The sequence below is a fragment of the Gordonia tangerina genome, from assembly GCF_021556435.1.
Lineage (GTDB): Bacteria > Actinomycetota > Actinomycetes > Mycobacteriales > Mycobacteriaceae > Gordonia > Gordonia tangerina.
This window is the reverse complement of the sequence record NZ_JAKGCU010000018.1, coordinates 12506-35619: the sequence shown is the minus strand read 5'-3', so window position 1 is coordinate 35619 and position 23114 is coordinate 12506. Positions and strand designations below refer to the sequence as shown.

Annotated in this window: 19 protein-coding genes; 8 read left to right on the top strand and 11 right to left on the bottom strand. The window is 65.6% G+C overall.

The features are described from left to right. The first annotated feature begins 193 nt into the window (after nucleotides 1–193). Genes L1892_RS17450 through L1892_RS17430 form a run of 5 tightly spaced genes read left to right on the top strand, consistent with a single transcriptional unit; the run spans nucleotide 194 to nucleotide 5110 of the window. Nucleotides 194–1651 carry a sugar transferase gene (locus L1892_RS17450; RefSeq protein ID WP_235724956.1) on the top strand — a complete coding sequence of 486 codons (1458 nt, stop codon included), beginning with the start codon at nucleotides 194–196 and terminating at the stop codon, nucleotides 1649–1651. 55 nt (nucleotides 1652–1706) lie between these two features. After that, entirely contained in the window at nucleotides 1707–3035 is a 1329-nt protein-coding gene (locus L1892_RS17445) for a nucleotide sugar dehydrogenase (RefSeq protein ID WP_235724915.1), read from the top strand. 5 nt (nucleotides 3036–3040) lie between these two features. Further along, a complete protein-coding gene (locus tag L1892_RS17440) occupies nucleotides 3041–4045 on the top strand; it encodes a glycosyltransferase family 2 protein (protein WP_235724914.1) in 1005 nt (334 codons plus the stop codon). Beyond that, the gene (locus L1892_RS17435; RefSeq protein ID WP_235724913.1) at nucleotides 4045–4566 is read left to right on the top strand and encodes a DUF3558 family protein; all 522 of its coding nucleotides are present in this window, start codon (nucleotides 4045–4047) and stop codon (nucleotides 4564–4566) included. Before L1892_RS17440 ends, L1892_RS17435 begins: the two co-directional genes overlap by 1 nt. A 34-nt stretch (nucleotides 4567–4600) precedes the next feature. Beyond that, nucleotides 4601–5110: a YdcF family protein gene (locus L1892_RS17430; RefSeq protein WP_235724912.1), complete on the top strand. Its 510-nt coding sequence runs from the start codon at nucleotides 4601–4603 to the stop codon at nucleotides 5108–5110. 9 nt (nucleotides 5111–5119) lie between these two features. On the opposite strand, the gene L1892_RS17425 is transcribed toward L1892_RS17430, so the two are convergent. After that, nucleotides 5120–6469 (bottom strand): glutamate-1-semialdehyde 2,1-aminomutase, encoded by a 1350-nt coding sequence (locus tag L1892_RS17425; RefSeq protein ID WP_235724911.1) that lies wholly within the window; start codon nucleotides 6467–6469, stop codon nucleotides 5120–5122. Further along, on the bottom strand, nucleotides 6462–7595 hold the full coding sequence (locus L1892_RS17420; protein WP_235724910.1) for a class I SAM-dependent methyltransferase: 1134 nt from the start codon (nucleotides 7593–7595) through the stop codon (nucleotides 6462–6464). The genes L1892_RS17425 and L1892_RS17420 overlap by 8 nt, the downstream gene beginning before the upstream one ends. A gap of 14 nt (nucleotides 7596–7609) precedes the next feature. Between L1892_RS17420 and rfbC the strand changes: the two genes are divergently transcribed. Then, complete coding sequence (gene rfbC / locus L1892_RS17415; protein WP_235724909.1) at nucleotides 7610–8164, top strand: dTDP-4-dehydrorhamnose 3,5-epimerase; 555 nt, start codon at nucleotides 7610–7612, stop codon at nucleotides 8162–8164. Here the strand turns inward: rfbC and L1892_RS17410 are convergent. The 5 genes from L1892_RS17410 to L1892_RS17390 are packed head-to-tail and all read right to left on the bottom strand — an operon-like array spanning nucleotide 8148 to nucleotide 14095. Then, nucleotides 8148–9176 (bottom strand): NAD-dependent epimerase/dehydratase family protein, encoded by a 1029-nt coding sequence (locus tag L1892_RS17410; protein ID WP_235724908.1) that lies wholly within the window; start codon nucleotides 9174–9176, stop codon nucleotides 8148–8150. The genes rfbC and L1892_RS17410 overlap by 17 nt on opposite strands. 1 nt (nucleotide 9177) lies before the next feature. Further along, nucleotides 9178–9825, bottom strand: a complete 648-nt coding sequence (locus tag L1892_RS17405) for a PIG-L deacetylase family protein (RefSeq protein ID WP_235724907.1) — start codon at nucleotides 9823–9825, stop codon at nucleotides 9178–9180. Next, nucleotides 9822–10613: a glycosyltransferase family protein gene (locus L1892_RS17400; RefSeq protein ID WP_235724906.1), complete on the bottom strand. Its 792-nt coding sequence runs from the start codon at nucleotides 10611–10613 to the stop codon at nucleotides 9822–9824. The genes L1892_RS17405 and L1892_RS17400 overlap by 4 nt, the downstream gene beginning before the upstream one ends. Continuing rightward, nucleotides 10610–11860: a class I SAM-dependent methyltransferase gene (locus tag L1892_RS17395; protein ID WP_235724905.1), complete on the bottom strand. Its 1251-nt coding sequence runs from the start codon at nucleotides 11858–11860 to the stop codon at nucleotides 10610–10612. Before L1892_RS17395 ends, L1892_RS17400 begins: the two co-directional genes overlap by 4 nt. Before the next feature lie 48 nt (nucleotides 11861–11908). After that, a complete protein-coding gene (locus L1892_RS17390; RefSeq protein WP_235724904.1) occupies nucleotides 11909–14095 on the bottom strand; it encodes a heparinase II/III family protein in 2187 nt (728 codons plus the stop codon). 137 nt (nucleotides 14096–14232) lie between these two features. Here L1892_RS17390 and L1892_RS17385 point away from each other — a divergent pair, with 137 nt between their 5' ends. Both L1892_RS17385 and L1892_RS17380 read left to right on the top strand, forming a co-directional pair. Further along, nucleotides 14233–15564, top strand: a complete 1332-nt coding sequence (locus L1892_RS17385) for a phenylacetate--CoA ligase family protein (RefSeq protein ID WP_235724903.1) — start codon at nucleotides 14233–14235, stop codon at nucleotides 15562–15564. Then, nucleotides 15561–17018, top strand: a complete 1458-nt coding sequence (locus L1892_RS17380; RefSeq protein WP_235724902.1) for a putative glycoside hydrolase — start codon at nucleotides 15561–15563, stop codon at nucleotides 17016–17018. The genes L1892_RS17385 and L1892_RS17380 overlap by 4 nt, the downstream gene beginning before the upstream one ends. Before the next feature lie 12 nt (nucleotides 17019–17030). On the opposite strand, the gene L1892_RS17375 is transcribed toward L1892_RS17380, so the two are convergent. Genes L1892_RS17375 through L1892_RS24915 form a run of 4 tightly spaced genes read right to left on the bottom strand, consistent with a single transcriptional unit; the run spans nucleotide 17031 to nucleotide 23112 of the window. Next, nucleotides 17031–18233, bottom strand: coding sequence for a glycosyltransferase family 4 protein (locus tag L1892_RS17375; RefSeq protein WP_235724901.1), 1203 nt, complete (start codon nucleotides 18231–18233; stop codon nucleotides 17031–17033). A 4-nt stretch (nucleotides 18234–18237) separates the two neighbouring features. Next, nucleotides 18238–20535 (bottom strand): glycosyltransferase, encoded by a 2298-nt coding sequence (locus tag L1892_RS17370; RefSeq protein WP_235724900.1) that lies wholly within the window; start codon nucleotides 20533–20535, stop codon nucleotides 18238–18240. Beyond that, nucleotides 20532–21608 (bottom strand): glycosyltransferase family 4 protein, encoded by a 1077-nt coding sequence (locus L1892_RS17365; RefSeq protein ID WP_235724899.1) that lies wholly within the window; start codon nucleotides 21606–21608, stop codon nucleotides 20532–20534. The genes L1892_RS17370 and L1892_RS17365 overlap by 4 nt, the downstream gene beginning before the upstream one ends. Beyond that, nucleotides 21595–23112: an O-antigen ligase family protein gene (locus tag L1892_RS24915; protein WP_235724898.1), complete on the bottom strand. Its 1518-nt coding sequence runs from the start codon at nucleotides 23110–23112 to the stop codon at nucleotides 21595–21597. The genes L1892_RS17365 and L1892_RS24915 overlap by 14 nt, the downstream gene beginning before the upstream one ends. Between the last annotated feature and the right edge of the window lie 2 nt (nucleotides 23113–23114).

The window sequence follows — 23114 nt, the reverse complement described above, 5'->3', positions numbered from 1 at the left end:
TTGTGAAGTCCGCCTTTAGATTGGTGAGCGACCGCGGTGTCGAAGGTGCCGAATAGCCGAATGCGACTGACCGAGGACGACCCTGCCGCAACTTCGAGTGCCTTTGGGGGGGCAAGTGACAGCACAGCAACGCTCGTTCGATTCGGGTGACCGGCGCAGTGGCGTCGGGTCGACCTGGGTCCCGCGGCGTTCGGTGCGACTCGCGTCACAGATCGCGCCGTCCTCGTGGCTGGCGCGGTATCTGGCCGTCCTCGCCTGGACCGACCTGGTGGTGGTCATCGCCGCCGTGCTCTCCGCACAGTGGATTCGGTTCGGCTCCAACCCGGATGTCGGTCGCTACGCCGTCGGCGGCCCGCAGGTGATGGTCGTGTCGTTGGTGCTGATCGTCGCCTGGCTCGTCGCGCTGCGCGTTTATCAGACGTTGGACCACAAGATCATCGGTGCGGGGGCACAGGAATACAGCCGAGTCGTGTCGGCCTGTTTCTCGGTCTTCGGTCTGCTTGCGATACTCGTTCTGGCGCTACGGCTCGACGTGTCACGCGGCTACTTCGCACTGGCGCTTCCCCTCGGCACACTGGGGTTGCTGTGCTCGCGGTGGTCATGGCGCAGACGCCTGGTTCGGCAACGGCGTCGCGGCGCCAACGTCGAACGCGTTCTGGTGGTGGGAGAGCCGGGTTCGGTCACCCACATCGTCAACCGACTGAGGCGCTCGCCCGAACTCGGTTTCTACGTGATCGGCGCCTGCCTACCCGTTTCCGACGCCACCGCTCGCGATTTCCTGCACGCCGGCGATGGGGAACGGATACCCGTGTACGGCGACTACGAGGACGTGCCGCTGGCCGTGTCGGCGTCCGGGGCATCACGGGTGGCTGTCACGTCGGCCGGCGCGATCGGCCACGAGGCGATGCAGCAGTTGTCCTGGGATCTGCAGGGGATGGATGTCGAGATGATGGTGGCGCCCGGCGTCACCGACGTGGCAGGCCCTCGGATCATGGTGCGCCCCGTCGCCGGACTGCCCTTGCTCTACATCGACAAGCCGCGCTACGAGGGTGCCAACAGATTTCGCAAGGCGGCGCTCGACTGGGTCGGGGCCGCCCTCATCCTCCTGCTCGCCGCGCCTTTGTTGGTGGCCCTCGCGATTGCGATCAAGATCGACACCTCCGGGCCCGCTTTCTATCACGCGACGCGAATGGGACTGAACAACAAGCCATTCCGGATGTGGAAGTTCCGGTCGATGGTGGTCGACGCCGACGCGCTCAAGGCCGACCTGACGGCTCGGGATGAGGGGGCCGGCGCGCTCTTCAAGATCCGTGACGACCCGCGGATCACGCGAGTGGGTGCGCTGATCCGGCGCTACAGCCTCGATGAGTTGCCGCAACTGTTCAACGTACTGACCGGGGCGATGAGCCTGGTCGGGCCGCGGCCTCCGCTGCCCGAAGAGGTCGAGCAATACGACGGACGGGTGGCGCGCCGGATGCTCGTGAAGCCGGGGATGACCGGCCTCTGGCAGGTGTCCGGTAGATCCGATCTGACGTGGGAGGAGTCGGTGCGACTCGACCTCTCCTATGTCGAGAACTGGTCGATCATGCAGGACCTCGTGATTCTATGGCGCACTTCGCGCGCCGTGCTGTCCAAAGACGGTGCCTATTGAAAGGGGACTGGTCATGTATCCTGGCCAGCAGGTTCTGCCGACCTCGGGGACGACGGTGACAAAACCGGTCCTGAGTGTCTTCGGCCTCGGTTACGTGGGGTCTGTGTCGGCGGCATGCTTCGCCGCCCGGGGTCATCGAGTGATCGGCGTCGATTCCAATCCCCACAAGTCCGCCTTCCTGCGTTCGGGAAAGACGACGGTGGTGGAGGAGGGGATCGGGGAACTGACCGCCGAACAGGTCGGCAACGGCCGACTCGAGGTGTCCGACGACGCGTGCGATGCCGTCCTGGGCAGCGACATGTCGATCGTCTGCGTCGGTACGCCGTCGGCACCCAACGGTTCCCTGTCGACCACCTATCTCGAGCGGGTCACCGAGGAGGTCGCGATCGGGCTCGCGGTCAAGGACAGCTGGCACGTGGTGGTCTATCGCAGCACGATGCTGCCGGGGACTTGCGAACAGTTGCTGATCCCCATCCTGGAACGTGGGTCCGGAAAACGCGCCGGCATCGACTTCGGGGTCTGCGTGAATCCCGAGTTCCTGCGCGAGGGAACCAGCGTGCGGGATTTCCAGGACCCGCCCAAGACGGTTGTCGGAGAATCTGATCCACGCAGCGGCGAGGCCGTTCTGGCGCTCTATGACGGGCTGCCCGGTCCCCGTTTCCGGACGCCGATCGCGATTGCCGAGATGACCAAGTACATCGACAACAGCTTTCACGCGCTCAAGGTGGGATTCGCCAACGAGATAGGGGCGGTGTGCGCGGCTCTCGGCCTCGACTCGCACCGAGTGATGGACATTTTCCTCGCCGACGCGAAACTCAACATCAGCCGGGCCTACCTTCGCCCGGGATTCGCATTCGGCGGTTCATGTCTGCCCAAGGACGTGCGGGCGCTGACCCATACCGCCCGCGCCCACGACGTCGTGATTCCCGTGCTCGCCAGCTTGATCACATCCAATGATGTTCATCTGTGCCGTGCGGTCGACATCGTCATCGCACAGGGACGACGTGATGTCGGGATCTTCGGTCTGTCGTTCAAGGCGGGAACCGACGACCTGCGCGAGAGCCCGATGGTCGAACTCGCCGAACGCCTCATCGGCAAGGGATTTCGGGTCCGCATCTACGACCCGGATGTGGCCTTCTCGCGCCTCATCGGAGCCAACCGCAGATACATCGAAGACCAACTCCCGCACATCGGCGAACTCCTGACCGACTCCATCGACGAGATCCTCGAGCATGCAGATACGTTCGTCGTCGGTTCGCGTAGTCCGGAGATCGCCGCCGCCATCGACGAACTCGACGGCGAGAGGTTCGTACTCGATCTCGTCCGGCTCCCCGGGGCGGAGCAACTGCGCAACCGCAAGGGATACGTGGGAATCGGCTGGTGAAACCGATGTTCAGCTTCCTGATGACCGCATACGGGACCGAGGGATATCTGCCGACGACCATAGCATCGGTTGTCTCGCAGACCCGAGACGATTGGGAGCTGGTCGTGGTCGACAACGGGATGTCGGACGACATCGCCCGGATCGTTCAGATGTATCAGGTCGATAACCCCCGAATCCGCCTGGTGCGTCAGGAGAACAAGGGTTACCGCGGGGGTGTCATGGCGGCGGCGGCCGCGGCCACCGGCGAGTTCGTGTGTGTCCTCGACAGCGACGATCACCTGGCGCCCGAATTCTGCGCGCGCGTCGGGGCGTTCCTCGACGAGAATCCCGACGTCGATGCGGTTGGCATCGACGCACATCGCTTCTCCGAGCCGGAAGAGCTCAACTTACCGACGGGGTACATGCGCTCCATCGGCGTCACCGCGAGAGCCGATCCTGATCGGCCCCTCACTTTCCGTGATGTGATCGGCGGGCGGGTTCCGTACTACACCGCCGCGATCCGGCGTACGGCCTGGGACGATGTCGGCGGCTACGAGCCCGGCATCGACGACGTGGACGAATCCGTGCTGATCTGGTGCCGGCTGGTGGAGCGCTTCGACGTCCGACTGTTGCCGGATCGTCTTGCGCGCTACCGCATTCGTCCCGACTCGCTCTCCCGGGAACCGGCGAAGGTGGAAGCTTTCGAGCGCCAACTGATGCGGTCCTTCGCCGAGGCGGCACGCGAATCCGCCGTCGCCGAGCATCAGGTCGCCGCCGATGAGACACTTCGCGGACTTCGCTATCATCAAGCGATTCGACGCGCCCGCCAATCGCTGCTCGACGGTGACGCGGTCGCCGCACAGCAGGCAGCCAGGTCGGCCGTCACGGAGAAGCGGACGGTCAGGTCGACCGCCATTTTCGTCGCCGTCACCTTGACGCCGCGGCTGGTCACCCGCATACACCCGGTCAAACAGCACATGACCCGATACGTTGAACTGGTGGTGGGACGAGTCGGACAAGCGACACACTGATGACCAGGTGTGGGCACCTGCTCGTGGCGGTGATGGTGGTGGGTCTTCCGACGCTGTCCGGGTGTGCGCAGGCCGAGAATGAGGACCACTCGTCGTCGTCGGCGGCGGCAACGAGCAGCATCTTCGATCCTTGTGCGGACATCGACGACTCCCAACTCCGGGCCGTGCAGATCAACCCGGCAACCCGCGCCCGCGAGAGCCCGAACCCGGGTGAATTGTCCGCATGCTCGTTCTCGAACGGCGAGATCGATGTACGGGTCTCCACGTCGACAACGTCTTTCGAAACCTATCGGGACGACAATGCGGGAATTCGCGAAGGCCTCGACATCGATGACACGCCGACGCTGATAGTCCGGCGCCCCGATCCCGATGCGCCGTGCGAACTCGCGATGAAGTCCCTTGAGGGGATCGTCCTGCTCACCACGTCGATCAGCACTGCCGCAATGGAATGGGGTATGGACCGATGCGGCCCGATCGTCGAGGTCGCGACCGCGATCGAACCAGCCATCGGAACCCGTTGAGATGGGATGTGGCCTACGCCGCACGCTGATCGTGGTGGCAGCGACGACCGTCGTGATCATCTGTGCGGGCATTCCGGTCTTCGTGGTACCCCAGATCGACGCACCTCGGCGGGCAGATGCCATCGTCGTCCTGGGCGGTCATGACCACGAGCGCTATCCCTACGGACTCGAACTCGCGCTGAGCGGGGTGGCGCCGCGCGTGGTGATGTCCAACCCCGCCGGATCGAAGGACACGTGGCTCACCGATCTGTGTTCACATCAGCGGTACAGTTTCGAGGTCACGTGTTTCACCCCGAAACCCGCGACGACCCAGGGGGAGGCTGAGGAGATCGCCCACCTCGCTGCCGAATACAGTTGGCAGACAGTGGTGGTGGTGACATTCCGGCCGCACATCTCGCGTGCGAGGTACATCATCTCCCGCTGCTTCGACGGCGCCATCGTCATGGCAGAGAGTCCGTCGCACATCTCCCTCGGGTACTGGCTGTACAGCTACGGGTACCAGACCGCCGGCTATCTCCGCGCACTTGTCCGCAACGGCTGCTGACCTGGACACTCAGGACACCGGTAGACGGCGGGGCGCAGCCTGGCGCCGAAGCGCCGGGGCCACCGGGCGGCCACGTAGCAAGCCGTCGACGCTGCCCGCTTCGATGGCCCGCCGATACACCGGTAGGGCACCGCGGACGGCCTCGATCGTGATGTCGATGTCGACATCGGTGTGAGCCGCCGAGGTCACGAAGGACTGCCCGAGGACACCCCGTTCCAAGGTCTCCTGCAGGAACAGCGTCCGATAGGCCTGCGACGGTTCACCTGCCGCATCGCGAGTGGCGAAGACGAGACACGACGGTCTGCCGAGAACTGCGAGATGTTCGCTCAATCCGGCGTCGGCGACGACGGCGTTCACGCCATCCGCGAGGCGGCGCCCGGCCCGCTCCATCCGGCCGATCGGATCACCGCTCTCGTAGGCGCGCGCGACCGCACGAAACGCTGCGAGCGAAGCTGTTTCGGGTCCATGTGTCGTCGACAGCAGGAACACCCGATCATGATTGGTGTTCAGGCCACCGAGTTCCATGAACTCGCGCTTGCCGGCCAGGGCCGAGATCGGGAATCCGTTGCCCATCGCCTTCCCCCAGCAAGACAGGTCGGGGATGACCCCGTACACCGACTGGGCGCCGTGTTCGGACCAGCGAAAGCCGGTGATCATCTCGTCGAAGACGAGGAGTGCCCCGTGTTGGTCGCAGAGCTCACGGACTTCTTCGAGGAAGCCGGCGGCGGGTTCGGCGGTGGCGGTCGCCGCTTCGAGGATCACCGCGCAGATCTGATCTGGGTGGGCGGCGAAGACCTTTCCGAGCGAGGCTGCGTCGTTGTAGTGGAACCGTGCCGTGTTGGCCGCGGTGTCGGCGGGGATTCCCGCCGACATCGGTGTGACCCCAATGAACCAGTCGTCCACCGAAAAGAACGGCTGATCGCTGATCGCCACCATGGTCCGTCCGGTCACGGCGCGGGCAAGACGTACCGCCGCGGTGGTCGCATCCGAGCCGTTCTTGGCGAACTTGACCATGTCCGCGGTGGGGACGAGGCGCAGGAAGTCCCCGGCTGCAGCCACTTCGAGTTCGGTTGGCCGACTGAAGTTCACACCGTCGGCAATCGCCGCGCAAACGGCATCGACCACCGGCCGGTGACCGTGCCCGAGCGTCACCGACCGAAGACCGATCCCGTATTCGATGAACTCGTTGTCGTCGACGTCCCATACTCGCGCCCCGGCCCCACGGCGAAGGATAGGGGCCATGTCCTCCGGATACTGGTCGGGTCCGCGTGCATAGGTGTGTGCACCCCCGGGCACCATTTCGTGCAGTCGCGCCTGCAGGGAATTCGAGGTGGCGAAGGAACGTCGGTTGTCAGTCATCGGCGTGGGCTTTCGAGGAGTGCGGATCGACGTGGTCCGGAACGCTGTGTGGCCCGAGCTCGACGTCGTCGACGAGCCAGCGACCCGTGAGCGTCGGATACTGTCGGCTCACCTCCGTGAGCAGGTCGGGAACAGTCAGGAGAATGCGATCGGGATCCTTCCTGACCATCTCTGCCGGTGAGATGATCGGGATGTCCGTGCCCGGCATCCGGCGTCCGAGTTTCGCCGGTGACGCATCGGCCACGGCAGCGACGAGGGAGCGGTCCAATCCGGCCAGGTACATCAGCGCAACCGCACGAGAAGCGGCGCCATATGCGTACACCCGCCGACCGGCCTCCGCCTCTGACACGAACCACGCCCGCAGCCCGGCAACGTGTCGGTCCACTGCCGTCTGCAGTCTGCCGACCACCGCTGGATCGGTCATGGGTTCTTCACGCTTCTCGATTAACGATAGCCGATCGTCCGGGACGGTGTCACCGTGGACGGCTGCCACGAGGACTGTGCCTCCGTACAGATCGTATTCCCGCGCGGTCACCGGGCTCATCCCCGCAGACCGGAGCAGACCGTGCAGAGCAGGCATCGAATAGTAGGCGAAATGGCCGTGCCGCAACGCGTTCCATTGTCCTTGCCGGACGATCGTGTCGAGGGAGTGGAAATGAATCAGCAGGATGCCGCCGGGCGCGGTCGCGGCGGCCCGTCGACGGAAAGCTGCTGCCTGATCCGGTTCGTGCATGATCCCGAGGCTGTCGAAGACCACGTCGGCGACCTCTGCCTCGGTGAAGCCGCGCCCGTCGAGCAGCGGAAGCCAGGAGCCCCCGTGCGGGCTGCCGAACTCCCGCACCGTGCTGCCTCGCAGCAGGCCGGCCGCGACCACGTCGGACACCGCCACCCGGGCCTGCTCACGGAGTACCTCCGGTTCGACGCCGCGCGGTTCGTCGGCGACGGTGTCGTCGCTGGCCAATTGGGCCAGCCCGCAAACTCGGCAGAGGACCATCGCGAGCGGGTGCGCCGCCTCTGCGGCACCGACCGGTTGATCGACCGGCGGAAAATGGTCGGCGGCCGGAACCGACCCGAGGTCGAGGACTCGTTCGAGTGCCGTTTCCCGGCAGTTGCGGCACGTACTCATGCGACCATTACCTCGTGCGCATCGAGGAAACAGAGCTCGTCGACGTCCTGATCATGACGCCCACGCCGTTTCGCGACGACCGGGGTCTGTTCACCCGGACCTTCGACGCTGAGCTCTTCGACCAGTACGTGGGTCGCCCGGGCGCGGCAGCGGGATTCGTCCAGGATTCGCAGTCGCGATCCGGTCGGGGTGTCGTACGCGGGATGCACAGCCGATCCGGCGCGGGGGAGGCCAAGCTGGTGCGATGTGCGCGCGGTGCGGTGCATGACGTACTGGTCGACATCCGCCCGGACTCGGCCACATTCGGCCATCAGCAAGCATTCTTGCTCGACGACAACGATTTCCGGCAACTCTATGTGCCTCCCGGATTCTTGCACGGGTTCCAGTCGCTCACCGACGAGGCCGACGTCTGCTACCGGATCGACCGGCCGCACAATCCGCGCGAGGACATCGCGGCCGCCTTCGACGACCCTGATCTGGCCATCGCATGGCCACAACAGGTCACCACGGTCTCCGCGCGTGACCGTGCCGCCGGAACCTGGCAGGAACTCCTCACGCACGTGCGGTGAGCCGCCGCATCGACTGGTCGAGGACCGCGTTGCCCTGCAGCGTCTTCAGGTGATGCAGACGGGTGAATCGTTCGGCGAAGGTCGCTGCGGTCAACCCGTAATCCGTGTACGCGCGATAGAGCTCTGCCGCCCCGTCGGGGATCGACCATTCTGCCTCGTATCCCAATCCGGCACGGGCGCGGGAGAAGTCCACCCGATAGGAGCGGGGGTCGGCACCGCTCTCGCCGGTGATCACGACTTCCGAGTCGGGCACCACGTCGCCGACCGCCTCGGCGATCTCGGCGACGGTCAGGTTATTCTGCTCGGTCCCGACGTTGTACGCCCGGCAGTGGATCGTGTCGCGTGGTGCGACGAGGCAGGCGAGGAAGGCGCGGGCGATGTCCTGCGCATGTACCAGGGGTCGCCACGGGGTCCCGTCGGACAGGACACGTACGTGCCCGGTCAGGACGGCGTGACCGACCAGGTTGTTCAGTACGATGTCCGCGCGCAGCCGCGGGGAGAATCCGAAGGCGGTTGCGTTGCGTAGGAACACAGGTGAGAAATCGCTGTCGGCGAGTGCCGCGGCGTCGTCTTCGACCCGAACCTTGCTCTCCGCATACGGGGTGAGCGGTCGCAGCGGGGCGTCCTCGGTCACGAGATCCTGCCCGGCCGAACCGTAGACCGAGCAGGTGGAGGCGTACAGGAACCGCGATACGCCGGCCTCCTTGGCCAAGCGGGCCAGTCGCACCGAGGCATGATGATTGATGTCGTGAGTGATTTCGGGGGCGAGCGCTCCCAGCGGGTCGTTGGACAACGCGGCCAGATGGATCACCGCATCGACGTCGGCGAGTTGTCCGGTGGTGACGTCGCGCAGATCCACTTGCAGTGCAGGCGGATCTGTCGGTGCCGGTCCGAGTACACAGTCGGCGAAGAACCCGCTGTCGAGGCCGACGACATCGTGGCCGGCGGCCTGCAGGATCGGCACCATGACCGTGCCCAGATATCCCTGATGGCCGGTTACGAGAACGCGCATGTCACCCTCCAAAGTCGATCGTGGATTTCTCGGTCACGAATGCCTCCGCGTAGCGGCTGTGGCACTGGACACCGCGCACCCTGGCCAGACCGAGAAACGTCTCGTCGTCGAACCAGTCCCGGTCGCGCTGCGACGGGTAATGCGCGTGCAGCAGCCGCACCTTCTCCGTGATCGCGCCGGCGTCGACGGGATGGAACAGCGACGGCGCGGGCGTGTCGGTCTCCCATTTGAGGATCTCGTATCCCAGGACGAGATGATCGCGGAATTCGGTGGGTACGAGTTCAGCGAGCAGCCGATGGTCCTGATGCGCATCGTGGCGTTGGGTCGCGAACACCACGTCCGGCTCGCACGTGCGACGAAACTCGCCGAGTGCGTCCTTGATCCGCCCCCAGTGCGTCGGCGCCCGCCCGTCCGGCACATCGAGAACGGTGAGATGCAGATCGGCACCGGGTGTCAAAGCCGTGAGCGCGGCCTTCTCCTCGACCTCCCGCGCGGTGCCGGCCCCCGACAGCACCAGGGCGTGCACGGTGAGCCCGGGACGGGCGCGCGCGAGGGTCAGGAGCGTGGCCCCCATCCCGATCGCGATGTCGTCGCAATGCGCACCGAGGACCCCGATCTCGGTGACCTCTCCTGACCGCAGCGATCTCATCGTTGCGGAGCGGGAGCGTTCTCCCACACCATCCATGGCCGATCGCCGCTACGGTAGCGCGCGTCGAGTTCGGCGCGCTCCTTGAAGGTGTCGGCGGGCTTCCAGAAGCCGAGATGCTTGTATCCGTACAGGCGGTTCTGTTTCACGAGCGCACCGCAGGCGTCCGCGACGAGATCACCGCCCTCGGGAAGATGATCGAAGACCTCCTGACTGAGTACGAAGAAGCCCCCGTTCTCCCAGATGTCGAGTTCGGACACCGGGGTGATGCCGCTGACGTGCCCGTCGTCGCCGATATCCACGCAATGGAAGGAGGATTGGGGTGGCACGATCATCATCGAGGCCGCCGCACCCGAGTCGCCGAAGCTGTCGATCATCACATCGAGTGGGGCATCGGTCAGGACGTCGGCGTAGTTCGCCAGGAAGAGCTCGTCGTCGGCGACATGGGAACGCACCCGCCGCAGCCGTTCTCCGATGGCCGATTCGAGGCCCGTGTCGACGAAGGTGATGGACCAGTCGCTGATATCTGAGTGCAACAGGTCCACCTGCCCGTTGCGGATCACGAAGTCGTTGGAAATGGACTCCTGGTAGGTCAGGAAGTAGTTCTTGATGTGCGCGGCCCCGTAGCCGAGGCACAGGACGAAGTCCTTGTGACCGAAATGCGCGTAGTAGCGCATCACATGCCAGATGAGTGGGCGAGGACCGACCATCTGCATGGGTTTGGGGATGTCGTCGACCGGACTGTTGCGCATCCGCATGCCGTACCCACCACAGAACAGGACCACTTTCATGACTGACCACCTGCAATCGGTTCGAGTTGGGCGATATGGACATCGGGTAGCGGGTAGGCGAGCCGCCCACCCCACTCGGTGACGTGGGCGAGCTGGGCGGTGATCTCCGCCTCGAGATTCCACGGCAGGACCAGGATCACATCCGGCTGGTCCTGATCGATCCGCCCGGGATCGTGGATCGGTATCCGGGTTCCCGGCGTGAAACGCCCGTGTTTGTAGGGGTTTCGGTCAACCGTGTACTCGAGGAGGTCGGTTCTGATCCCGCAGTAGTTGAGCAATGTGTTGCCCTTGCCCGGTGCGCCGTAGCCGACCACTCGCGACCCGCGTGCTCGCTCGTCGAGCAGAAACCGCAGGAGATCGTGGCGGACCTTCTCGGTACGCGGGCGCAGATCGAGGTAGCCGCGGACATCATGGAGGCCGGCATCGCGCTCCATCGCCAGCACCTCGGCCACGCGCGGGCCCGGCGCACCCGCGACGTCGGTGGGGCGGGCCCAGAGTCTGATCGAACCCCCATGTGTGGCAAGCAACTCCACGTCCACGACCCGCAGGTCGGCGGTCGCGAGCGCGCGGGCCGCCGACAACACCGTGTAGTACTGGAAATGCTCGTGGTAGATGGTGTCGAATTGCCCGATTTGCACGAGGTTCTGCGCGTGATGGACTTCGATGCTCAGCCAACCGGAATCGGCCATGAGGACGCGCAGCGCCCGCGTGAATCCGAGGAGATCGGGGATGTGCGCGTACACGTTGTTGGCGACCACGAGATCGGCTGGGCCGTGGTCGGTTCGAACCTTTCGGGCCAGTTCCTCGTCGAGGAAGGCGGTCAGGGTCGGGACGCCCTTCTCGCGTGCCGCCGCCCCGACATTCACCGACGGTTCGATGCCGAGGCTCCGGATGCCCCGCGCCATGGCGTGCTGCAGCAGATACCCGTCGTTGCTGGCCACCTCGACGGTCAGCGACCCATCGCGCAGATCCAACCGGTCCACCGCCTCGTCGACAAATGTCTTCGCATGGGCGACCCAACTATCCGAGTACGACGAGAAGTACGCGTAATCGGTGAAGGTGTCCGCCGGTGTGATCAGGGCCGGTATTTGCAGCAGCAAACACTCGTCACAGAGGCGCAGGTGCAGAGGGAAAGTCGGCTCCGGCTCGTCGAGTTGTTCGGCAGTCAGGAAGCGCTCACACGGGGGTGTGGCCCCCAGATCGAGCACACTGCGGAGTCGATTCGAGCCGCATAGGCGGCAGTGCATGCCCCTCCCAACTCCCAACTACCTCGGAAAATCCCCGCCAATTCAGTCTCAAATTGTACCAAAGTGAAGAGCATTCGGGATGGTGATCTCCACTGCTGCATATTCTCTGGTGCGAATCCCGATCTGGCAAGGGGCTCCGTCGCGTTGCCAGTCGACGGTGATCCGATCATCGGCCAGGCTCACCCGGGCACTGGCCGGCCCGGACGCCGGCGAAACCGACGGCGCGCGGCGTCGGGATGCGACCGGTTGCAGGATCGTGGCGAGCACCAGCGGCAGCGTGCTAGTCGCGCTCGTCCCGAGCAGCCAGGCCGGTACCGCGCGCTCGAGCCGTTCCGACCACCAGCCCAGGTGCATTTCCTCGTCCGCGCGTATCGCATCGACGACGAGTTCCTCGGTTGCCGCGGCACACAGTCGCATTGCAGGCGATCCGGCGGGATCGGTCAAGAGGAAGCCTCGATCGCCGTCTTCGAGGCGCGTGGCGCTCATCGTGGGCGGGATCGGCCACGATGCCTGCGCGTGGTGTTCACCCGGCCCGGTCAACAGATCGACGATGACCACGTCCGGGCAGTGCGGTGGCGCGATGAGCCAGCGGCGGTGTCCGACCGGCTGATCCAAACGGGTGTACCCAGTGTGTTCGGCATCGACGACTCCGGCGTCGAGGTCGATACCACGGACATGTGTCTGTGCATGCCTGGTCCACAAGAACGGGCCGCCGCTCACCGATTGGTCGACGCCGTCCACGGTGATCGTGGCATGAGCGCGGGTACTGCGAAACGCTCTGCGTCGCTGCGGATTGCCATAGTAGCTGCCCGGCCCGGGATCGCTGATCAGTTCGTCGCCGCCGATGCTCAGGGTCACCGCGAGGGCATCTGCGTGGCCATGCGCGGCGATGGCGAGGAAACCCAGCGGGCCGACGTCCATCGTGATCCGACGTGCTCCGGCTCGCAGGACGACCAGGCCTCCGTCGGCGGCGAAGAACGACGCGGGCAGCGGCCCGGTTGTCGAGGCTGCCGCGGGCAGGCGGAAGTCGTCACTCAACCAGTCGGCGGTCAGCGAGGGTTCACCGCGCGCGCAGAGGTCCGCGTCCCCGCACGCCGCCCCGACGATCGACAGGTGCTGACGCACGGTCCGAGTAGGTTCGGCACCGAGTCGCAGGGCGAAGCCTTCATCATCGTCGCCGAACCGCGGAGGTGGGCTGTCCTCGCCGACGATCGAGGCCAACAGTCGCGCACCTCGGAGGGGCCCCTCGAACAGCTCCGTCGGAGCCGAACCATCGCGTTGTTCGAGAAGGTGCGCCACCACGAGCATCAGCTCTGCCGTGAACATCTGATAGCCGACGGCCTGCTCCGATCCCATGCCGTCGCCGAGGATCTGTTTGTCGGATTGAGCAATCAGGGTGCTCAGCGCGCGGTGCTCCCACCGTGACGCGGCCGGGAGGTCCGGGAAAATGATCGCAGTGACCGCGAGCCCCGCCATCTCGCCGATCAGGTGGTTGTTGGCCGAACTGAACAGCGATCTCTCGTCCCAACACCGGTGTGCCCCGGCCGCCAGCATCTCGACCGTCGCGCGGAACCGGGCGACCGTCAGTTGTGGGGAGTCGCGAAGGCCTTGGAGTGCGAGTGAAATCGAGATCGCACGGATACCGGCCTCGAATGCTCCGCGCCACGCGATGCCCTGACCCGGCGGATTCTGCACCAGCCACGAATCGAGTTGCTCGCATGCTGCCGAGCTGAACCGGTCATCGGCGGTGATCAGCCACGCTTCGGCGAGCCAGACCAGGTGCTGCAGACGGTTGAGCTCCCAGATCCATTTCACATCTCCGGCAGAGGTTCGATGGTCGATGCGTGCGGCGGGCAGGTCGGGCCACCGCACGTCGGAGATCGGATCGTGATTCCAGTCGACCGGATGTGTCAGCGCGACGGTGGGGTAGCCGAAGTAGCCGAACCGGAGTTCTGTAGCCGACCGGGCAGCGGCCATGAGGTCCTCGGTCAGCACGGGGTTGTCGGCTGCCACCTGAGTCGCTCGATCTCGACGCAGGACAACGGGCCGGTCGACGCCCTCTCGGAAAGCCGCGAGCGATTCAGCCCACTCGTCGTCGGTGCGGGTGAGTCGACGGTGGCGGGTGAACCACGTCTGCGCCTCGAGGCGGCTCGCGACGGCCCGACTGGTCCGCCAACCGATCTCCCGATGCGACATCGTCTGCAACCGATCGAGATACCACGTGGCCCGGGACATCGAGTTCATTTCTCCTTCCGCGCCGCAGCGTCGAGCAGAAACGTCTGAATGAGTTCAGTCGTACTCTTGACTGTATTCATTAGGTGCATTGGAGTTGAGGATCATACGGTATTCACATTATTGCGACCGGAGGCATCGTGGCGCCGGGTAGGAGTGGGCAGAGTTTCAAGCACCGGTTGCGTCGTGGCCATCCGATGCGGCCGGTGATGACGCGCCAGCTGGCGCGGTTGGACCGTGCCGACCCCGACGAGATCCGCAGATTTCAGGAGCGGCGATTGCGCATGCTGATCCGGATCTCGGCACGCTTTTCGCCTTTTTATCGCGACTGGTTCAGCGAGCAGCGAGTCGACCCGCGCGACATCCGATCGCTCGATGATCTGGCGGTTCTGCCGCTGCTGACGAAGCGAGATCTCATCGACAGTCCCGAACAATTCTGTGTCTATCCGCGGGCGGGGATGTGGGCAGCGCGATCGAGCGGGACGAGCGGGCAGCCGGTGACCGCCTACCGAACTCCCGGTTCCTCGGTGTACGAGCTCGCGGTTCTCGAACGTCAGTGGGGCTGGTTCGGTGTTCCACGCGGTGCCCGACGGGTGATACTGCGTGGCTCCGATTTCGCCGCGGCCGGTGGCCCGCCGGTCAAACTGGTGCCCGGTGCCAATCATCTGCTGGTATCGAGTTTTGCGCTGACCGGCGACAACGTCGATCAGATCGACGAGGCGATCCGTGCCTTCGAACCGCATGCGATCGAGGGCTGGCCGTCGAGCATCGCCGTGTTGGCATCGATGTTCCGCGATCGCGGTCTGCGTTGTCCGTTGGGAGCGATCATCACGTCGTCGGAGGTGATGTCGCCGGGCCAGCGGGCACTGATGCGCGAGGTGTTCGAGGGGCCGGTGGTCGATCACTACGGGCAGACCGAGCGCGTCGCGATGGCCGGTGGTTGCGAGGCCGGTGGCTACCACGTGTTCGACGACTACGCGATCGTGGAATTGCTGCCGGTCGATGGTCGGTCGGATCGACGGGAGATCGTGGGTACCTCGCTGCACAACTGGGGATTTCCGCTGTTTCGGTATCGCACCGGTGACGAGGTCGTCGATGTGTCCACGAAGGGTCCCTGCCCGTGTGGGCGACATTTCCGTCTTCTCGGTGAGATCGACGGCCGGATCGAGGATTCGTTCACCGCCGCCGACGGCCGCACGCTGCCATTGCCGGCGACCGTCGTCGACGACTTGACCGGTTTGCGTGAGGCGCAGATCGTCCAGTTGGCCCCGGGGAATTTCGAGGTACGCGTGGTTCCCGGGAAGGACTACGACGGCGCCGCCACCGCAGAGCAAGTGCGACGCAATGTCGACTGGCTGTTCGGCCGGGGTCAACAGGTGACCCTCCGTGTTGTCTCGTCGCTGTCCGGGTCCTCCGGCGGCAAGGTGAAGAGCAGCTATGTGGCCTCATCTTCAGAGGTCGAAGGGCGGTGACAGGGGGTTCCGCCGGAGGCCGGGAGCGCCGGACTCCGATCGGGTTGCTCCGCGATCGGGGTGGCCGCAGCGGGGGGCTGCGGAACCGCGCGTACTGGGCCTGTGGCGTCGTCCTCGTCGTGGTGCTGGTGCTGGCAGTCGTCCTCGCGCTGAACCGGGATCCGGGTGACGCAGCTCGTGACCCCGCATCGAAAACCCTGTCTCCGGCAGCCGCATCGACACCGGTGTTCCCCCGCACGGCGACCTACGTCCTCGATCAGGAGGGCTTGCCGGGTATCGAGACCTTGGCCCGCTACGACATCGTCATCATCGATGCGGAGTGGCAGAATCGCCTGCCGCGCTCGTTCTTTGCCCGACTCCGGGCGGCGAATCCGGGAATGATGCTGCTCGCATATGTGAACCTCATCGACTCGATGCCACGAACCGGATCTCCCGAATACTGGGCAAACGCGTATTCGTTGTGGCAGTTCACCGACTCGACGACGCGGAACTTCCCACCGCAGTGGGTGGCGCGCACGGCAGCAGGCGAGGTCGTGCACGAATGGCGTGACTACCCGATGGTTAACCTCACCGACGAGGCGCCACGAGTGAACGGCCAGATCTACGCCGAGTACGCGGCGCACTGGGTGGCCGATCGGATCTGGTCGACCGGACTGTGGGACGGTGTCTTCCTCGATGTCTGGGGGGACCGGATCTACACCGCCGACAGCGATGCGTGGGACATCGACCGTGACGGCAATGACGAACCGGCGTCACAGATCTACGGCCCGGGCAAACCGCTCGACCGGGGTCTCACCATCGCCGAGCGGGTCATGCGCCAGGCCATGCCGGAGGCGATCCTCGTCGCCAACGGTGACCGGGCGATCAGCGGTGACCGCCTCAACGGACGCGTGTTCGAGAGCTTCGCCGACCCCCGGAAGGACCCGGAACGCGATGAACTCGTCGAATGGTCGAAGTACATGACCGCCCAGACCGAAGAAGGTCTGCGGAGCCCGGTCACCGGGATCACCATCGATTCGCGTGGTTCGGTGGCCGCGGGATCTGCCGAGGACCTGCGGCGCGCGCGGTTGTTCCTGACTGCCACGCTCATGCAGAACGCGTGGTGGGCACCCATGGGCGAGGACTACGGCGAGGTGGCCTACTACGACGAGATGGACGGCGGGGGGCTGGGACGCGGCTACCTCGGGCATGCGCTCGACGCCGACCCGACTCTCGAACAGATGACCAGGTCGTCGACGGACGGGACCGGATCCCCGGCGCCCGACGTGTTCCGGCGCGACTTCGAACACGGGATCGCGGTGGTCAATCTCGGTGATGAGGTGCAGACCATCTCCCTCGAACAGCCGTACCGCCACCTGCGGGGCAGCCAGGACCCTGTCGTCAACGACGGCTCGGTTGTTCGGTCCGTGACCGTGCCGCCCGACGACGGTGTGATCCTGCTCCGTACCGAGTGAACCAGCGACCCGTCATCGCCCGTGTCGAGTGAACAAATCGTCGTAGAACTCGATGAGGTTGTTGCGCGATGTGGACCACGACAGTTCCTGCTCCACCCGTGCACGCCCGAAATCGCCCATCCGGGCACGACGGTCCGGATCGCCGAGCAACTCGTCGATCGCGCCGGCGAACGCCTTCTCGTCGTTGGCGGCGACATAAACGGCCGCCTCGCCGGCGGACACCCGGGCCTCGACGAGTTCGAACGAGACCAGCGGCCTGCGCATCGCCATGTACTCGACCACCTTGTTCATCGTCGACACGTCGTTGAGCGGGTTGCGCGGATCCGGTGACAAACAGACGTCGGCGGTCGACAGGCAACGCTGCAGGAACTCGTCGGGGACTCGGCCCGTGAACTCCACCATGTCGTCGAGGCCGAGGTGATGACTGAGCTCGACCATGTCGTCGAAGGCATCGCCGCCACCCATGAAGATGCAGTGCACGTCATCGCGGTCGAAGTCGTCACGTAGATGCTTGAGTGCGCGCAGCGCGTAGTCCACGCCGTCCTGCGGACCCATGACACCGACGTAGGCGGTCAGATACTGCTTGCCGCGGAAGAGGTTCGGATCGGGATCGCGGGGCACGAACCGGTCGAGGTCGGGTGCACTGCGGACGACGCGCACCCGGTCCGGGGACACTCCGCCACGGTCGACCGCGACCCTGCGGTAACTCTCGTTGGTCGAGATGACGCCGTCGGCACAGGCGAAGGTCAACCGTTCGGTGACCCTGGTCAGGAAGTAGAGGAGCTTGCCGCCTCGGGTGAATCGTGAACGGAACAGCTCCGGCACCAGGTCGTGTTGGTCGAAGACGAACCTGGTGCCCCCGAATACGCGCAGGACGAGCGCGACGAGGAACAGCAGGTCCGGGGGATTACATGCGTGTACGACGTCGATGGAACCCTCGCGGCGCAGCCGAATGGCCAGTCGCGTGGTGTGCCACAACGCCAACCCGTACTCTCGGACGTAGCCGGCCGGACCACCTTCGGCCGGTCGCAGCGGATAGCGCAGGATCCGGACGCCCTCGATGTTCGCCTCGGCCTCGCGATCCTGCTTGCTGCCCATCGGGCAGATGACACTCACCTGATGGCCCGCATCATTGAGTGCTCGGCTCTCCTGCCACACCCGTCGGTCGAACGGGACGGAGAGATTCTCGACCAGGATCAGTATGTGTCGGGTCATCGCCTCAGCGCACCTTTCGGTTCGTCAGCTCGGCCAGCAGCCGTTCGTAGTCGCGGGCCGTGGCCGCGATCGGGAACTCGGTACGGGCCCGACGTCGGCCGTTGGCCCCGAGCCGTGCCCGCAGGTCCGGGTCGTCGGCGAGACGAGTGAGCCGGGCGGCCATGGCCTCGGCGTCACTCACCGGTACGAGGTATCCGTTGTCATCGTCGGTGATCAGGTCGCGCAGTGAACCGCAGTCGGTGGCCACGACCGGCAGTCCAGCAGCCATCGACTCGATCATGATGATTGGCACACCTTCGTGGACCGAGGACAGGCACGAGACGTCGAGGCCGGGGAGGATGTCGGGCACGTCGTCTCTCACGCCGATGAACGCGACCTGCTCGTCGATACCGAGATCGGCAGCGAGGGAACGTAACTCGGATTCACGCTGGCCCCCGCCGATCACCAGCAGGCAAGTGTTGGGGTGATCGGTGGCAAGCGATGCGACCGCGGTGAACAGCACCTCGTGTGCTTTCTGCGGCGAAAGGCGGGCGACGATGCCGATCGCGAAATCATCCGGTGACAGACCGAGGCGTTCCCGAGCCCGCAACCGGGCCTGCGCACCGGGCGCCTCGCCGATGGGGATGCCGTTGGGTATCACAATTTCTCGCGTGGTCGACGCGATGGTTCGACCCACTCCCTCCTCGCGATGGAGGTAATCGCCCTGGGCTCGTGTGAGCAGAACGAGCGCATCGGAGAGCCACAGCGTCGACACCGTCGCGCGGGGCAGTACTCGTCCGCCGACGGACGTGAGGTCCATGTCGTGCGCCGCGACGATGTTCGGCACGCGTGCCACGCGCGCGGCGAGGCGTCCGATCAGCAGAGCGGCGCGGTGATGATGCGGGACAAGCACCACATCGGTCTGCGATCGGCGAAGATCGGCGACGAGATCGGCGATCCGTCGCGGATCGCGGCGTCCGCGCCGACGGTGAGTGGAGTCGAGTTCGGTGACCTCGAACCCGTGCGCGCGGAAGTCGTCGGCCAGCGGCCCGGCCTCCCGCAGGCAGACGATCCGGGGTACCACCACGGCGTCGTCGAAGCTGCGGAACAGGTTGAGCAGCAACTTCTCCACGCCACCCACGTAGGTGAGATCGAGTACCACGGTGAGTACGAGTGGGCTCGTCGGCGTGCTCGTCTCCGACGGCACGAGTTCGGTGATCGCCGATTGCGTGCCTGCGATACTCGCCGACAGCGAGAACTCGTCCTCGACCCGTCGACGCGCAGACGAGCCCATCTCGCGCCGGAGGTCGGCGTCGGACATCAGGGTGATCAACCGCTCGGCGAGTGCGGCCGGATCGTGCGGTGCGATCAGATATCCCGTGTGCCCGGGCACGACCATCTCCCCGACCCCGCCCACATCGGTACAGACGGCGGGCCGCCCGGCGGCCATCGCCTCGAGCAGGGCCATCGGAAAGCACTCGACCGTGTAGGAGCACAACACCAAGACGTCGATCGCCCGCATCACCTCGGGGATGTCGGATCGCGGTCCGGTGAACACCACCGCTTCGTCGATCCCGAGTTCGCGGGCGCGGCGTTCGAGATCTGACCGGAGCGGACCGTCGCCGACCAGGGCGAACCGCGCATCCGGCAGGGTCTGCAGGACTTTCGAGGCCGCCTCCAGGAACAGGGTGTGGTCCTTCTCGGGCCGCATGGCGGCGACGATGCCGACAACCGGGTGGTCCTCGCCGACGCCCGCATCCGCCAGGGCGCTGCGATCATCACGCGGATCGAACTCGCTGGGGTCCACGCCGTTGTGGATGATCGTCACCTTGGCCGGCGCATACCCGCGCTCATCGACCAGATACGGAAGTTGCGCCCGCGCGACACCGAAATACGCTGTGGTCGCCTTGTCCAGGACCGTATCGAGGAGGCGTCGGAGACGTCCGAGTGGCTCGGTCTCGCCACAGTTGTGCACCCACACGATCGACACCGGCACCCGTGTGAGGAACGCCGCGATGCGCCCGAGCCCCTCGGCGCTGTAACCGCGGGTGATGACGACATCGGGATCGAATCGTCGGAACTCACGAATCAGGTCTCGCAGAGCCGCAGGCGCTTGGCGTTTGGTGCGGTGCAGGGCGAGCGCGGGAACGCGGGCTCGTGCCAGCGACGAGAAGAGCGCGCCCTCGTCGCCGATGCAGATCACGGCCGGATCGAACCGATCGGGATCCAGCGCCGGCATCAGGGTGGTGACGTGGCGTTCGGCACCACCGATACCCAGATCGGGGACCACATAGAGCACACGTATGCGATGGTCCGCGGTCATCGGATCACCTTCCGATAGATCTCGTCCAACCTGCCGGACACCTTCACCGCATCGAACTCGTCGCTTGCGCGCCGGAAGCCTCGCCCGGCAACAGCAGCGCGGTCGTCGGCGTCGGTGATTGCGCGTTCCAGCGCACGTTCCAGCGCGGGGAGATCTCCCACGGGCAGGAGCACGCCGGCGTCTCCGCCGTCGAGTAGATCAGCGATTCCGCCGGTGTCGGTGGCGATGACGCAGAGCCCGTGCGCCATCGCCTCGAGGATCGCCATCGGCTGCCCTTCGTTGTGCGAAGGAAGGACGAATATCTGCGAGCGCGACAGGACTGCACGTGTCTCGTCGGCGTTCATCCAGCCGCGGACGCTCACCGTGTCCGCCGCGCCCGACGAGTCGACGAGTTCACGCGCTCGATCGACCTCGCCGTCGCCGGCGATGGTCAGGTGCGCTTCGTGCGGCTCGGGCCCGATCCCTGCCCAGGCGTCGATCAACTCGAACGTGCCCTTTCGGTTGCCGATCCGCCCGAGGAACAACACTTCGACGGGGCTACCCGCGGGCGGTTGGGACACCGGCTCGTGCATGTGGGTGGCGTTCGCCACCACGATCACGTCGGCTTTCGGGGCGATCTCGGTGAGGCGCAGACGCCATGTCTCGCCGAGCGCGATGACGACGTCGGCGCATTCGAGGCTCGCCCTGATGGCGATGCGAGTCAGCCGTGGCGACCGGGCGTGGAAACTGTGGAACTCACTGCCGTGGATGTGCAGCACGATCGGGATCCGCATGAGACGCGCGAATGCCACCACCGAGCACTTTCGGTAGAAGCTGCCGTACGACGCCATGTGGATGTGGACGAGATCCGGTCGGTGCCACAGAAAGCCCGACAGCAGTTGTGCCCAGGCGCGCAGGAAGGCCCCGATCTTCGTGGCCATGGAGCCATCGCGATGTGTGGCGATGTGTCGGATGTGCCAACCGGTCCACAACGGGGTGGTCTGCATGACCCGGACGAAGCTCGCCACCCCACCGCGGGTGGTGGTTGCGGTGGAAACCCACAGCGCGCTGCGGCCGCGATCAGGTCGGGACATCGGTGGTCACCCTCATTGGCGGATGGTCGGTGCTCTTTGTCGGTGCCGGCGTGGACGTCTGAGCCGATGGTGGGTTCGCCCGCTCTGCACATCCGACCGCAACGCCGGCGAGCAGGTAGACGAGGATGGTGGGGAAGTCGAAGAACCGGAGGTCGACGGTGAACCCGGCGATGATGAGCACTCCCAGCATCATCGCCGCCAGGAGAGCGAGGTTTCGCCCGCAGAGCGAATCGGGGGGCGAAACACGCACGGCACGTACGAGTTTCACTAAAAGCAGCACGAGCACGGCCAGCCACAGCACCAGGCCGACGAGTCCGAGCTCGACCAGGATCCCCAACTCGTTGAAATGCGACGAGATCCCGTACCCTCGGGCCCACGGGACATCCTGCGAATACTGCTGATGGTGCACCGTGTTGACCGCCGTGAACCGCCCTATTCCCCAACCGAACCATGGTTCGCGACCGGCCGCCCAGAACGACGTGGCCATGGAGTTCAGGCGATCGTCGACCTCGTTGGTGGACGCCACACCGCCGGCCGAGCGGTCGCTGCTCGTGAAGGCGGTCCAATTGGCGAGAGCGCCGCCGACCATCACGAGCAGCGTCACGCTGAAGCCTCGTCGAATGCGGTGGCCGAATGCGACACCCACCACGACGACGACCAGAAAGGCGAGCCAGATCGCACGAGTGTGCGTCAGGTAGATGGCATACGCCATGGCCGCGGCACTGCACCCCGTCACCACCTTCGCCCACCGAGGCAGTCGTGGGCTCATCTCGATGAGGATCAGTGTCGCGACGAAGCCGGCGATGAGAGTCAGGCCGTTGACGACCGGCTGGTTGAACACACCGTTGGCCCGGCCCGGCCAGTTGGGTGCTTCGACGATGTAGCGGGGCCAGACGAGTCCCGGGGCGCGAAACTGCAAGATGCTCACGGCTGCGCAGTACAGGGAGAACACCGACACCGACCAGAGCAGAACCCGCACCGCGCGTTCGGTGTCGTAGATGCTGCGCCCGATGAGGTACATGGTGAACGGCATCAGCGTGCCGGTGAGGATGAAGCGGTACACGGAGAGTGTCTCGCCGCTGAGTGGGTACACCGCTCCCAATTCGTGGGGGGCGAACATGGAGTACACGTTCCAGAGGAAGTACAGCACCATGAAGCCCTCGAGCCATCCCAGCCGAGGCAGTGCGTGCGGACGCACGGACAGCCAGATGAGGTAGGAGGTCACGAGTCCGGCGAACGCGATGAGGAACGGGTCCACGGGGAAGTACGGTGTGAGTGCGAGCCGGAAGAACGTGGTGAAGAGTAGATAGACCACCGCCACACGCGGGCTGTGCAGGCCGAGCCCGATCAGGGCCACGGCAACGAGGACGAGCGCGGCAAACGCCAGCAGGTCGGCCGACCCCTGCGAGGTCGCGAGGACCACCGCCACCGCCACCGAGATGCCGGCGACGATCGCCGCGCCGATCGGCAGCAGGTTCTGAGTGGCCGGCCGGACCGAGTGCACGA

What these genes read in the sequence shown, in the direction of transcription:
- L1892_RS17440 (WP_235724914.1), top strand. Translation starts at nt 3,041, where the DNA reads ATGTTCAGCTTCCTGATGACCGCATACGGGACCGAGGGATATCTGCCG.
- L1892_RS17435 (WP_235724913.1), top strand. Translation starts at nt 4,045, where the DNA reads ATGACCAGGTGTGGGCACCTGCTCGTGGCGGTGATGGTGGTGGGTCTT.
- L1892_RS17425 (WP_235724911.1), bottom strand. Translation starts at nt 6,469, where the DNA reads ATGACTGACAACCGACGTTCCTTCGCCACCTCGAATTCCCTGCAGGCG.
- L1892_RS17420 (WP_235724910.1), bottom strand. Translation starts at nt 7,595, where the DNA reads ATGAGTACGTGCCGCAACTGCCGGGAAACGGCACTCGAACGAGTCCTC.
- L1892_RS17410 (WP_235724908.1), bottom strand. Translation starts at nt 9,176, where the DNA reads ATGCGCGTTCTCGTAACCGGCCATCAGGGATATCTGGGCACGGTCATG.
- L1892_RS17405 (WP_235724907.1), bottom strand. Translation starts at nt 9,825, where the DNA reads ATGAGATCGCTGCGGTCAGGAGAGGTCACCGAGATCGGGGTCCTCGGT.
- L1892_RS17400 (WP_235724906.1), bottom strand. Translation starts at nt 10,613, where the DNA reads ATGAAAGTGGTCCTGTTCTGTGGTGGGTACGGCATGCGGATGCGCAAC.
- L1892_RS17395 (WP_235724905.1), bottom strand. Translation starts at nt 11,860, where the DNA reads ATGCACTGCCGCCTATGCGGCTCGAATCGACTCCGCAGTGTGCTCGAT.
- L1892_RS17390 (WP_235724904.1), bottom strand. Translation starts at nt 14,095, where the DNA reads ATGTCCCGGGCCACGTGGTATCTCGATCGGTTGCAGACGATGTCGCAT.
- L1892_RS17375 (WP_235724901.1), bottom strand. Translation starts at nt 18,233, where the DNA reads ATGACCCGACACATACTGATCCTGGTCGAGAATCTCTCCGTCCCGTTC.
- L1892_RS17370 (WP_235724900.1), bottom strand. Translation starts at nt 20,535, where the DNA reads ATGACCGCGGACCATCGCATACGTGTGCTCTATGTGGTCCCCGATCTG.
- L1892_RS17365 (WP_235724899.1), bottom strand. Translation starts at nt 21,608, where the DNA reads ATGTCCCGACCTGATCGCGGCCGCAGCGCGCTGTGGGTTTCCACCGCA.